This is a genomic window from Prevotella sp. ne3005 (genome assembly GCF_900110085.1).
In the GTDB taxonomy this organism is placed as follows: Bacteria; Bacteroidota; Bacteroidia; order Bacteroidales; family Bacteroidaceae; genus Prevotella.
The window spans coordinates 222,405-235,705 of the sequence record NZ_FOCK01000003.1 but is presented as its reverse complement, the minus strand read 5'-3'; the positions used below and the strand labels follow the sequence as shown (position 1 = coordinate 235,705).

Sequence of the window (13,301 nt, the reverse complement as noted above, 5' to 3'; positions counted from 1 at the left end):
GGTTAGAAATAGAAATTGCCAGTATAGGTTGTACCATCGTTCGTTGTTAGGGCAATGCTGTATGTTCCACTGCCATAAAAAGATAACATATAATATAAGGTGGGGATGTTGTCGGAAATAATTAACACCCCATTTTTGTAAATTTCAACCACGGATATCTCAATATCGGGGGAGACAATCAATGACAAAGTACTAACTGTTGTATCAAAGACTGCATACACGTCAATATGAGCTGGAGCGCGATGTGAATCACCCTCTTCATCGCTGTTATTTGGAACAGTAATCACAGGTATAGTCGGCTCTCCTCCATCAGCTTTGCAAATGGTAGAACAAAATGCTATCAGACAAACTAAGCAAATAACTCTTAAATAAATCCTCTTCATAACAGCATGTTTTAAATTGTTTCTTGTGGCAAAGTTATAATCGTATTTTTATTCCAACAAACTTTTTGGCATCTTTTTTTATGGTGCGTCTCATTGCCTATTGGATGCGTAAGGCTTTGATTTTCAATTAGAAAGGTGGAGGTTTGACTGAAATGGAAAAATTAAAATGAGACGCGGTTTTTTCAAATAAACGGCAAGAATATGCAAAAAAACAAAAAGGAATTGCGATTTTAGAATTAATTTTCATACTTTTGCAGCAAATTGAATTATCATGAAGAGACTTGCTTTCTATTTGAGTTGCGGACTGATATGCATGGCCTGCTCCTCTGTATCCAAATATCGAAAACAGATGGAGGCAGCAGAAGCTGTGATAGAAGATAATCCTGACAGTGCCTGGATAATGCTAAGAGACATTCCCTCCTCGCTTTTAAGCGATGGAGAGGAGAAGGCACTTTATAACCTGCTCATGACGGAGGCTGCCTACAAATTATATAAGCCGTTCAAAGACGATTCGCTGATTAACTATAGTATAACATACTACCAGCAACATAACAATCAACCTCGTCTGGCCATAGCCTATTATTATAAGGGCTCTATTAACTATGACGAATTGGGGAACAAAGAGCAAGGTGTATTATTCTATAAGGAAGCTGAAGAGTTGGCAAACAAGGGCAATGATGAGTCGCTGAAAGCTAAATTGTATGAGTCACTTCGAAATATGAATGCTCAGATTGGAGACCAGCAACTTGCAATGCACTATTCTAGATTGTTTCTTGCTAGTTCAAAAAGATTGGGTAACCCTATGTACATAGCAAATGCATACGAGAATATGGCTTCTGATCATGGAAGAGTGGGTAACACAGAAGCTGAGAACAATTATAGGGATTCGTCGTTGTATTATGTTTCCATGTGCGACGATCGGGATAAGGCACGTATTTACGCCAACTATGCCAATACGCTGATAAAGAACAAACGCTACCCTGAAGCAAAGCAGTATCTTGAGGAGGCGGTTAAATTACGACCTAAAGCAAACGAGTACGTTATGCTCGGCAAGATTGCCAAACAAGAGGGAGATACTATTGGAGCCCGTAGAAACTGGGAGAAGGCTATCACTTTCAATGAACCTAGATTCTCCATTACAGCCTATAAACATCTGGCAAATATGTATATTGAAAGAGGTGATTATCTACGGGCGTTATGGCAGGTGGCTAAGGCAGATAGTATAAATGTGGCATACCAAGAGCAGAAACGTACCTTGGAATTGGCCGAAGTACAGCGGAGGTATGACAAAACTGTAGTGGAAAAGGCACTTACAGAACGTAAGAATTTCTGGCTGACAATTGCTTTGATTGCGATGTCTGTGTTGATGATCGCCTTGATAGTCGTTATCTATTACATAAGAAAAAATAAGGATTATAAGAGTATCATAGATCAGAACATCAAGCAAATCTATGAGGACAAGCAGCGGATAGACTTCCTGACATCAATGGGAACAGAGTTTGAAGAGGAGGCGAAATTGCTGCAAGAGCAAATGCTGAAGCTGAAACAAGCAACAGCGATGAGACTTGGTAGTGGCAAGGTTGTCTACGAGGCGGTTGCAAATGGGGATAAACCTCATGAATTCTCCAAAGAGAAAGAGCAAGATTTTATAGATTATTATGCCTTTACTTATAACAAGGAGTTTCATGAGATGATAAAGCCTTATCAGTCTTTGACCTTACGTCACACTACCTATTTGATATTAGAGCAAATGCATTTCAGCGACAAACAGATTGGAGAGATTCTTAATGTCAGCGATTCAACTGTCCGCAACTATCGCCATCGTTTAAACAGAAAATAGAAACGGTCTTTTTTAAAAAGGATTCGGCAGATTGAAAGACATTCGCTCACCTGTAACGGGGTGGGCGAATTCTATTTGGTCACAATGCAGACAGAGCCGTTCGGCCTTGTGGCCGTAGAGTTCATCACCGACGATGGGACTGCCTAGTCCGTCGGGGTGGGCACAGTGCATACGCAGCTGGTGGGTGCGGCCGGTGTGGGGATAGAGGGCGAGGAGAGTCCTCCCGTCTCTGGCATCAAGCACCTCATATTCCGTCACTGCCGACTTGCCCCGTTGGTAGTCCACCATCTGGCGGGGACGATTCATCGGGTCGAAGATCAAGGGTAGGGTGATACGGCCTTTGGGCTCTTTCACGATACCCTCAACGAGGGCGATATAACGCTTCTTGACGGTGCGTTTCACGAATTGTTCCTGTAACGACACATAGGCCTCTTTGGTTTTGGCAATGACCATCAGTCCTGATGTGCCCATATCCAGACGGTGGACGGGCAAGGAACCCGGCCAGCGCTCCATGGCGATGGTGGCTACAGAGTGGTCTTCCGTACGGCCAGGGACACTCAGCAATCCTGATGGCTTGTTGATGACGGCCAGCGTCGTGTCTTGGTAGATGACTTCGATGGTTAGATGGGATGCCCCAGTTTCTTCCGGGTTGGGGTCTACGTCAAGACCCTGCAGCATCCAGGTGAGGATGGGCTTGCACTTGCCCCGGCAGGCAGGGTAAAACTGTCCGTGATGACGGATCTCGCTCTTTGGCGAAGGTCCCCACCAGAACTCGGCCATGCAGACGGGCCTTAAGCCATGGCTAAAGGCGTATTGCAGGAGTTTCGGTGCACAGCAGTCGCCAGTGCCACCAGGCGGCAAGGGGTATTTGTTGCGAATCCGGGGAGAGCAATGATAGTCCTGCCAGATGTCCACCAGGTCTTTTGTCTCGCCTTTGGCGTTCAGCATCCGGTATTGGTGGAATAGCCATAACTGTAGTTCCTGTGACATCTGTTTGTCGCCACCCTTGGCTGATATTGCCCGTTCTGTTTGTTTGAAATGACCCTCGGGCTGTTGGGCATCGAAAACGGGCGGCACGAAGTAAGGCCAGTCGTTACGTCCTTCAAGAAGTCCGGAATAAGCCGCCAAAAAACCTAATCCCTGTTCGGCTTTCACCACCAACACACCAAACATCTTTCCCTCCGTCGGCAAGATGCGCTCAATCTCCCGTTTTACCTCCTCGGCAGCCATCTGGCAGAGCGGATGAGGCTCATAGCAGAAGGGATAGGTAAACCGCTCTGGCAGTGGTAAATCAGCAATTAACAGATGAATTAACGACATTTAACTAAATTCCATACAAAGTATCGTAGCTTTCCCGGTTATCGCTTATGAAAGCATATCTGTGCTTGTTTATATGAATCACAAGAGATCGAGGCACTTCTCAATGGGGATGCCTCGGTTTTTGTCATCGGTATCCCTGTAGCGGTCGATCATGCGGAACACGGTGTCCATAGCCGTCCGGGTGGACGTCTTCATAGGCTCGCCATTCAGCAGATGTCCGATGAGGACAGCCGAGAAGATGTCGCCAGTACCATGGAAAAGTCCTGGTATCTCGTGATACTCCAGATGGAAGTAGTGGTCTTCAAAATGATTGTAGCCTGCTACGGCATTCTGGCCGTCGATCTTACAACTGGTGATAAGGGCCGACTTACAGCCGATGTCGCGCAGCTTGTCGAGCAGGTCGCCTGCCTCTTCCCAGGAGATGCCTTCCATCTTAATCGGTGTATTTGTCAGATAGCAGGCCTCGGTATAGTTCGGGAAGGTGAGATGGGCCACAGCCACCATGTCGCGCATCAGTTCCACCTGTTTCTGGCTAACTCCGTTATAGAGTCGTCCGCCATCGCCAAGGATGGGGTCTACGAAGACCCAGGTCCCCAGATCACCCTGTTCCTTGCAATAACCTGCCACGAGCTTTGCCTGTTCGTCGCTGAACATCAGACCTGTGCAGATGGCATCAAACGAGAATCCGAGCTGCTTCCATACGGGCAGCGTGCCACGGATATAGTCGGTGGTGTCCTGTATGTTGAATGATCCGTAGTCGAGCGTGTTCGAGACGAGTGCCGTCGGCAGACTGTACGTGGGAATGCCAAGGTAGGAGAGGATGGGTAACATGGCTCCCATACCCACTTTTCCATAGCCTACCACATCGTTGATTAAAAGTATCTGTTTCATTTCGGCTGCAAAGTTACGACATTTTTTGCATATTGCAAAAATTAATTGTAACTTTGCAGCCAAATTATGACAAATCCGATACAGGCACTACAGCAACAGCGTCTGTTGCTCCAGTTGGAGTATCAGGCAGAGAAGGAGTCTTTCCGCAAGCAGACCGAGGAGATGGGGCTGTTGCGGAAGGTCAAGCGTGGCGATGCCTGGTATCCCCTGAAGATAGGTAAGAGCTATTATAACTCCCTTAACCAATTGGTGGTGGAGGTGTACCGTCAGGGCGATGAGGAGATTGAGCATAACTTCGAGTTCGGAAAACCTGTTTGTTTCTTCAGCGTTGGCGAGAAGGATCAGATTAAGTATTTCTCTTTCACTGGTACCGTCAGCTATGTCGATGGTGACAGAATGGTGGTGTCGGTACCAGACAACGGACAGCTGATCGATGTGCAAGGGGCAGAGAACGTAGGAGTCCAGCTCTTTTTCGATGAGACCAGTTATAAGATGATGTTCGACGCGCTCGACCGTGTTATAAAGGCGAAAGGGCGTTTGGGTTATCTGCGTGATCTCTTCTACTCCCGTCAGCAGGCAGAGACCTTCAGTTTTGCACCGATGCACTTCCCTTACCTGAACCGTACACAGGAGGAGGCGGTCAACAAAGTGCTGCGTGCCAAGGATGTGGCTATCGTCCACGGCCCTCCAGGTACGGGCAAGACGACTACGCTTGTGGAGGCCATCTATGAGACGCTGCGCCGTGAGAATCAGGTGTTGGTCTGTGCACAGAGTAACATGGCGGTGGACTGGATCTCGGAGAAACTCGTCGACCGTGGTATCAACGTTCTTAGAATAGGTAATCCCACGCGCGTGAATGATAAGATGTTGTCATTCACCTACGAGCGCCGCTTTGAGGCTCATCCCGACTATGAGTTGTTGTGGGCTATCCGTAAGGCTATCCGTGAGCTCCGTGCCCACCGCAAGCGAGGTGATGAGAAGTATCATCAGAAACTGGAACGCCTGAAGGAACGGGCTACAGAACTCGAAGTGCGTATCAATGCTCAGCTCTTTGATGAGGCACGGGTTATCGCCTGTACCTTAGTAGGTTCTGCCAACCGCCTGTTGGAGGGACAGAAGTTTGGTACGTTGTTTATCGACGAGGCCGCACAGGCTTTGGAGGCCGCCTGCTGGATTCCTATCCGCAGGGTGTCAAGGGTGATTCTTGCTGGCGACCATTGTCAGCTTCCACCGACGGTCAAGAGTTTTGCTGCTTTGAAGGCTGGCCTTGGTAAGACGCTCATGGAACGTATCGTGGATAATAAGCCCGAGGTGGTCACCCTACTGAAGATGCAGTATCGCATGAACGAAGAGATTATGCGGTTTTCCAGCGACTGGTTCTATGGTAATCAGGTGGAGAGTGCGCCAGAGGTGAAATTTCGCAGCATACTCGATCTTGATATCCCCATGACATGGGTGGACACCTCACAATTCCAACTTCCTGAGAATGAAGAGTCGTTGTTCAAGGAAGAGTTTGTCGGTGAATCGTTTGGACGTATCAATAAGGCAGAGGCAGAGTTGACGCTGATGGCTCTGGAGAACTATTTCGGTAAGATTGGTAAACAGCGCATCCTTGACGAACGTATTGACGTGGGAGTCATCTCCCCTTATCGGGCCCAGGTGCAGTATCTCCGCCGGTTGTTGAAGAAGAAGGATTTCTTCAAGCCTTACCGCCATCTGATCAGTGTGAATACCGTCGATGGCTTTCAGGGACAGGAGCGTGATGTCATCCTGATCTCACTCGTCCGAGCCAATGACGAGGGGCAAATAGGCTTCCTTCGTGACTTGCGCCGTATGAATGTCGCCATTACCCGTGCCCGTATGAAACTCATCATCCTCGGCGATGCTTCTACCATGACTCGCCACCCCTTTTATAAAAAACTCTACGAATATATCGACGCGCTGTAAGTGCTTTTATTTTCCGTTTTCTCAAAAAAACAGGAAAAACTTTTGTTATGCAATTGATTTTTAGTACCTTTGCAGTCGATTTCACTTTTCATGGAGATGATAAAGATAAAGAAGGTAAACACCAAGAAAGAACTGAAACTGTTCATCCAGTTTTACTACGACCTGTATCGTGACAACGACTGTGCCGTGCCTTATTTGTATTCTGACGAGATGGCGACACTCCGTCGTGACAAGAATCCTTCGTTTGAGTGCTGTGACGCTGATTATTTCTTAGCCTACAAGGATGGTCAGGTCGTGGGGCGTGTAGCAGCCATCATTAACCGTCGTGCCAATGAGCGCTGGAACTGCCGTCAGGTACGTTTTGGATGGTTTGACTTCATCGATGACCCGGAAGTGTCTGAAGCGTTACTGAAAACAGTGGAAGAGTGGGGCCGCCAGCGGGGGATGAATGAGATTGCCGGTCCGTTGGGCTTTATCGATACCGACCGTGAGGGAATGCTCGTCGAGGGCTTCGACCAGCTGTCGACGATGTATATCAACTACAATTACCCCTACTACCCTAAGCACATGGAACGGCTGGCTGGTTTCAAGAAGGACAACGATTATCTGGAGTCGAAGGTGAAAGTGCCCGAAGTTGTGCCTGAGAAGTTTGCCAAGGTCACGGAGATGGTGCGTAAACGCTATGGACTCCGTGTGCATAAGTTCACCCGTAAAGAACTCATTGACGAAGGCTGGGGGCATGAGGTGTTCCGTTTGCTGAATGCCACCTATAAGGATCTATATGGTTTTTCTGAATTGTCCGACTCGCAAGTTAATAAGCTCGTCAACGACTATATCAAGATTGCCGACCTGAATCTTGTGACTGCCATCATGGATGGTGACAAGATGGTGGGCTTTGGTATCACCTTCCCCTCGTTCTCAAGGGCATTGCAGAAGACGCGTGACGGTCGTTTCCTGCCCTTTGGCTGGTGGCATCTGTTGAAGATCCTGAAATGGCACAAGACGCCTATTGTCGATCTGCTGCTCATCGGTGTCCTGCCCGAATATCGTGCCAAGGGCGCTAACGCCCTGATCTTCGACGACCTTATCCGCTGGTTCCAGCGGTATGGCTTTGAGTGGGCAGAGACGGGTCCGCAGATGGAGACCAATGAAGGTGTTCTCTCACAGTGGCAGTATCTGGAGGCCACGATACACAGAAGGCACCGATGCTATCGGAAATCGATCAGTAATCAGTAATAATTGAAATACGATGGAACTGGAGTTTATTCTAAGAATTTTTGTGGCAGCACTATTGGGTGGTGCCATTGGTCTGGAGCGTGAGTACCGTGCCAAAGAGGCGGGTTTCCGCACCCACTTCCTTGTGGCCTTAGGCTCTGCCTTGTTTATGATCGTGTCGGCCTATGGTTTTGAGGGGGCGATGCATACTCCTGAGCACCGTTGGGACGTGTCGCGTGTAGCTGCTCAGGTGGTGTCGGGTATCGGTTTCATAGGTGCAGGTACCATTATCTTCCATAAGAGTGAGAATGTGGTCCGTGGTTTGACTACGGCTGCTGGTCTTTGGGTGACCGCTGCCATTGGCCTGGCCTGCGGAGGTGGTATGTATGTATTGTCTATCGCTTCCACGTTCTTGGTACTTGTAGGACTGGAAGCTTTCAATTTCTTCTTGCATAAGTTTGATAAAAAGAGAAAACACGATTGATTCTCGAAATCCTGTCGATAGGTTTTCTCCCTTTTATGCCCCAATAACAATAATGCTTGTTAATGGGGCATTTTTGTTTTGTAACAGAGACTTTGCCAAATGTAACATTTTTGCCTATTGTTTCCGTTAGGTAAAGTCCGCGATACAAATAATAAAGTGTATGAGTTAAATTTGTAATATCTTTGCACAATGAAAGTTAAAAGCGCGAACCCGGGATGGGCTGTACACTTGAAAAAATATAAGTCAACAAACTTTTTATACATTATAATTTCTAACTAATTCATTAAATCATGTGGAATTTTAAATCACTGCAAAAGCCATTAATGGCACTGTTTCTGCTCTGTTTGTTCCCGCTGGGAGCTATGGCTCAGAGCCTAGTAAAAGGAACGGTGAAGGATGTAGCTGGCGAACCAATCATTGGTGCTAGTGTAAAAGTTCAGGGCGCCAAGACTGGTGCCATTACTGATTTCAATGGTGACTTTAGTGTTCAGGCTGACAACAATGCCACACTGGTTATCAGTTACATCGGTTATACCACAGAGACCGTGAAGGTGAATGGTCGTAACAACATTCAGGTCACACTGAATGAGGACGCCCAGACACTGAACGATGTGGTGGTCATCGGTTATGGTGTTCAGAAGAAGAGCGACTTGACAGGTTCTGTTGCCCAGGTAAAGGCTGAGGATCTGAAGCACCGTTCTACAACTGACGCTGCTGCTGCTCTGCAGGGTAAGGCCGCTGGTGTACAGATCCTGAACAGTTCTGGTAAGCCTGGTCAGGGTGCTTCTATTCGCGTCCGCGGATATTCTTCAAACTCAAGTAACATCGGTCCTCTGTTGATTGTCGATGGTCTTCAGGTTTCAAGCATCCAGTACCTCGACCCCTCAATGATTGAGTCAATGGAGGTGCTGAAGGACGCTGCTTCGGCTGCCATTTACGGTGCTGAGGCTGGTAATGGTGTCGTGCTGATTACCACTAAGTCTGGTAAGAAGGGTCAGGGTACCATTTCTTATGAAGGTAAGTTTACCAACCAGTCTCTTGGCCACGTAGGTAAGCTCCTTAACGCTAGCCAGTTCAAGGACTGGATGACCATGCAGCTCGGTGCAGAGCGCGTCAATGCCGATATGTCTGATGCTCAGACTCAGTATGGTTGGAACCCCAACACCAATACAGACTGGCTTGGTGAGTATTTCGAGAACACTTGGGCACAGCAGCACACGCTGACCTTCCAGGGTGCTAATGACCGCGGTTCTTACTTCCTGAGCGCAAGCTATGTTAATCAGGACGGTATCGTCAAGGGCAACAAGGATAAGTATGAGCGTCTGACTGCCCAGATCAATGCTGACTATAAGATTAAGGAGTGGTTGCAGATCGGTACCAACACCTCTGTTGAGAAATGGTCTACCCGTGGCGTTTCTGAGAACGGTTATGGTTCTTCTTTCGAAATGCTGCTCCTCATCGACCCGCTGACTCCGATGTACTGGACCAAGCCTGAGCAGATGCTGGGTGACTATCGTAATTACTACAATGAAATCCAGGCTGGTAACTCAAACTATACGCTCTTCGGTGACAATAATGGCTACTATGCCACCTCTTATTTCAACCAGCGTCTTGCCGGTGGTAACCCCTTCTCTCAGCGCGATCGTGCAGAGGGTAAGAACAGTGGTGTTAACATCAATGGTACTGTCTTCATGAACATTACACCTATTAAATATGTAACATTCACTTCTCGTCTCGGCTATCGTATCTCATTCAACAACAGCTCTAACTGGGAGTATCCATATTATCTGAATGCTCAGACCAAGGGTGACAACTATAGAATTGAGGGAGCCAGCAACAACTCTACCTGGTATCAGTGGGAAAACTTCATCAACTACAACCAGGACTTCGGTAAGCACAATGTTGGTGCGATGGTCGGTATGTCTTATCGTCAGTACGACTCAAACGGTGTTAGCGCCAATGCACAGGGTCCGGATATCCTGAACGCATACGAGGACAACTATATTTACCTCAATTGTGTAAATGGTAACGAAAGCACTGTTAAGAACTTCAGTGGTATGCCTAACACCACTCGTGCTCTCTCTTACTTCGGTCGTCTTCTCTACAACTACGACAACCGCTACAGCCTGCAGGGTAACTTCCGTGCCGACGCTTTCGACTCTTCTAAGCTGTCTAAGGACAACCGTTGGGGTTACTTCTTCTCTGCATCTGCAGGTTGGACATTCTCTAACGAGAGCTTCTTCAAGAATAACATTGATCCCAGCATCATCTCATTCGGTAAGATCCGTGCATCTTGGGGTACTAACGGTAACGTAAACGTGCTGAACAACTATGCCTACACCGCAGGTATTTCTCTGAACAGCCAGTGGTATCAGTATGGTGCAACCAACGCTGCTTCTTATGGTTCTATGCCTAACGGTATTGCCAACCCCGACCTTACTTGGGAGAAGTCTCAGCAGATTGACCTCGGTCTCGACCTCCGTTTCTTCAGCGATCGCCTCTCTCTGGGTATCGACTGGTATAAGAAGACCACAAAGGACCTTCTCGTTTCTGCTCCTGTAATGCCTGAGTCTGGTTTCTCTTCAATGACTATCAATGCCGGTGAGGTAGAGAATAGCGGTCTTGAGTTTGAACTCACTTGGAAGGATCATATTGGTGACTTCAACTATAGCATTTCTGGAAACTTCGCTACTCTGAAGAATAAGGTTACTTACCTTGATCCTTCTATCGAGCGTATTGCCGGTGCAACTGTTGAGGGTTCTAGCCCTGAGGTTGTTCGCTGCTACTTCGAGAAGGGTGAGCCCATCTGGTACATGCGTGGTTATAAGTATGCTGGTAGAGCTGCTGACGGTACTGCCCTTTATTACACAAAGGACGGTGGTACAACCAACGACCCGCAGGCTGAGGACATGACCAACGTTGGTTCTGGTCTTCCTTCTGTAACTTACGGTATCACACTGAATGCTGAGTATAAGGGTATCGACCTGACCATCTTCGGTGCTGGTGAGGGTGGTAACGATATTTACTACGGTCTCTATCGTACAGGTTACAACAACGTAGCCAAGGGCGTTTATGAGGACTTCAAGGATGGTAACATGCCTACAGCCGCTTCTGTAGCAGGTAGTGGTACATTCTGGCGTTCTTCAGCCATGGTTTATGATGGATCATTCTTCAAGCTCAAGCAGATTCAGCTTGGTTACACCTTGCCAAAGAACATTACTAGGAAGGCTTATATGGAGAATGTTCGTGCATACATCTCTCTCGATGACTTCTTCACATTCACCAAGTATCCTGGTCTCGATCCTGAAAACTGCACTCAGGAGTACAACTGCCCAGGTCTTGACAAGGGTGTATATCCTAACATGAGAAAGATGGTTCTTGGTATAAGTGTTACATTCTAATTGAACAATTTAAAATCGAATAGAAATATGAAAAAGATATTATTTTCCGTTGCTTTGCTGTCTGCAGGTATGATGCTTTCGTCATGCAACGACAAACTTGATGTTGAGCAGAAAGCAACCAGCAGCACTGGTAACTTCTATAAGACTGATGCTGATGCAGAGTCTGCTGTTACCGCTATGTATGCTACATATATAGGTGAGATTGGTGGTACTGAGGGTATCTGGAACGCCTATATCATGGGCTTGAACTATACTTCCGACGATGTATTCTCTGCAGGTGGTGATATCAATGACCACGCCGACTTCCGTGTCCTCGACGAGTTCCGTTATGACACGAGCTCTGGTCCTATCAGTACGCTTTATAACCACATCTATAAGGCTATCTACTCTGCAAACCTCGTTATCAACTATTTTGATGGTGATCTTGCTGATACGCCTTTGAAGAAGCAGGCAGTAGCTGAGGCTAAGGTTATGCGTGCATGGGCTCACATGCTGGCTGCACAGGTATATTATCGTCCACCATTGGTTGACCACCTGATCACAACCGAGAAGCCGACAAATGCTGAGTCTCAGAAGGCTATCTTCGACTTCTGCGTGAAGGATTGTGAAGAGGCTATTAATAATCTTCCCGACCGTAAAGGCCAGACCGATAAGGAAGGTGCTTGGCGCGTAACAAAGGGCTTTGCTCAGTTCGTTGGTGGTAAGGCTGCTCTCTTTGCTGGTGACAATGCTAAGGCTGCAAGTCTGCTGAAGCCGCTGGTAGAGTCTTCTAACTATGCACTGGTTCCGGGTAACCGTTTCCGCGACCTCTTCCATATTGAGGGTGACGGTTGCGAAGAGAAGATCTTCGAGTTCAACTATACGACCAATACTTCTCTCGGTGGTGTCTGGGGTGGTAGCATCCAGCGTGGCCGTTGGATGGTTGCAAACGTGCTCAACTGGCGTGGTGACGATATCCAGGGCGGTGGCAAAAACCCACAGATCTGCTCTACCGGTGGTTGGGGCGGTGGCGCTATCAACCAGGACTTCGCTCACAAGATGCTTGCTAACGATGGCGACAGCTATCGTCGTAAGGCTACATTCCTGACCTCTGACGAGTTCTTCTATGACGAGACACTCTGCGGTTGGCGTAGTGATGCTACCTGCACCACTCGTGCCCAGAAGGAGTTCGACCCGGAGCGTGGTATCACCAAGTCTGCAGGTTCTTTCTCTCGTAGTGACGTGATGGAGGTGAAGATGATGTGTCATCCTAAGGATGTAGACCTCTCTGTAGGTGACAACTGTAACAACACCAACCTGTGTATTGCCCGTCTGGGTGAGGCTTACCTGCTCTACGCAGAGGCTTGCCTTGCAACTGGTAACAACGCAGAGGCTAAGAAGTATATCAACCTTATCCAGCAGCGTGCCGGTTCTAAGACCATCTCTGACAATGTTGACATGCAGGTTCTGATGGACGAGAAGCAGTATGAGCTCTGGTTCGAGGGCTGCCGCTGGTTCGACATCGTACGTTGGGGCATTGCCAAGGAGTGCTACGACAAGGTTCTGGACAATATTCCTCTGCAGTGGGATGAGTACTTCCAGTCAGGTGGCACAAAGCCTCACAAGCTCGTTTACAAGGTTCATCATCCTTGGGCCGATGCTGGTGTAAAGCTTGAGTTTGTAAAGAACAAGAACGAATATTGGCCAATCCCGCAGACTGTTGTCGAGGTTAACGACCAGATGCATCAGGTATGGGGTGCATGGGCCAACTAATGAGACTACACTATAATAATAGTTAGTATTAGACACATTGTTTTGGTATTAAGAAGGTGCCGCGTCGG

Annotated in this window: 9 protein-coding genes; 6 read left to right on the top strand and 3 right to left on the bottom strand. The window is 47.7% G+C overall.

Going from position 1 to position 13,301, the window contains the following annotated elements; genetic code table 11:
* Positions 1-2: 2 nt before the first annotated feature.
* Entirely contained in the window at positions 3-383 is a 381-nt protein-coding gene (locus BMY16_RS05790) for a hypothetical protein (protein ID WP_139207137.1), read from the bottom strand.
* A gap of 349 nt (positions 384-732) precedes the next feature.
* Between BMY16_RS05790 and BMY16_RS05785 the strand changes: the two genes are divergently transcribed.
* Positions 733-2,223: a tetratricopeptide repeat protein gene (locus BMY16_RS05785; RefSeq protein ID WP_170836021.1), complete on the top strand. Its 1,491-nt coding sequence runs from the start codon at positions 733-735 to the stop codon at positions 2,221-2,223.
* A 12-nt stretch (positions 2,224-2,235) separates the two neighbouring features.
* Here BMY16_RS05785 and BMY16_RS05780 read toward each other — a convergent pair whose 3' ends face one another.
* A complete protein-coding gene (locus BMY16_RS05780) occupies positions 2,236-3,543 on the bottom strand; it encodes an RluA family pseudouridine synthase (RefSeq protein WP_244512928.1) in 1,308 nt (435 codons plus the stop codon).
* A 78-nt stretch (positions 3,544-3,621) separates the two neighbouring features.
* Positions 3,622-4,434 carry a bifunctional hydroxymethylpyrimidine kinase/phosphomethylpyrimidine kinase gene (locus BMY16_RS05775; RefSeq protein WP_091840818.1) on the bottom strand — a complete coding sequence of 271 codons (813 nt, stop codon included), beginning with the start codon at positions 4,432-4,434 and terminating at the stop codon, positions 3,622-3,624.
* Positions 4,435-4,500: 66 nt separating this feature from the next.
* Here BMY16_RS05775 and BMY16_RS05770 point away from each other — a divergent pair, with 66 nt between their 5' ends.
* The 5 genes from BMY16_RS05770 to BMY16_RS05750 all read left to right on the top strand — a co-directional run bounded on the left by BMY16_RS05770 (position 4,501) and on the right by BMY16_RS05750 (position 13,233).
* Positions 4,501-6,381 (top strand): AAA domain-containing protein, encoded by a 1,881-nt coding sequence (locus BMY16_RS05770; RefSeq protein ID WP_091840816.1) that lies wholly within the window; start codon positions 4,501-4,503, stop codon positions 6,379-6,381.
* 96 nt (positions 6,382-6,477) lie between these two features.
* Positions 6,478-7,617: an N-acetyltransferase gene (locus BMY16_RS05765; protein WP_091841036.1), complete on the top strand. Its 1,140-nt coding sequence runs from the start codon at positions 6,478-6,480 to the stop codon at positions 7,615-7,617.
* A gap of 43 nt (positions 7,618-7,660) precedes the next feature.
* The gene (locus BMY16_RS05760) at positions 7,661-8,080 is read left to right on the top strand and encodes an MgtC/SapB family protein (protein WP_244512926.1); all 420 of its coding nucleotides are present in this window, start codon (positions 7,661-7,663) and stop codon (positions 8,078-8,080) included.
* 323 nt (positions 8,081-8,403) lie between these two features.
* On the top strand, positions 8,404-11,481 hold the full coding sequence (locus tag BMY16_RS05755) for a SusC/RagA family TonB-linked outer membrane protein (RefSeq protein ID WP_244512924.1): 3,078 nt from the start codon (positions 8,404-8,406) through the stop codon (positions 11,479-11,481).
* A 27-nt stretch (positions 11,482-11,508) separates the two neighbouring features.
* Positions 11,509-13,233 (top strand): RagB/SusD family nutrient uptake outer membrane protein, encoded by a 1,725-nt coding sequence (locus BMY16_RS05750; RefSeq protein WP_091840810.1) that lies wholly within the window; start codon positions 11,509-11,511, stop codon positions 13,231-13,233.
* Positions 13,234-13,301 lie beyond the last annotated feature (68 nt).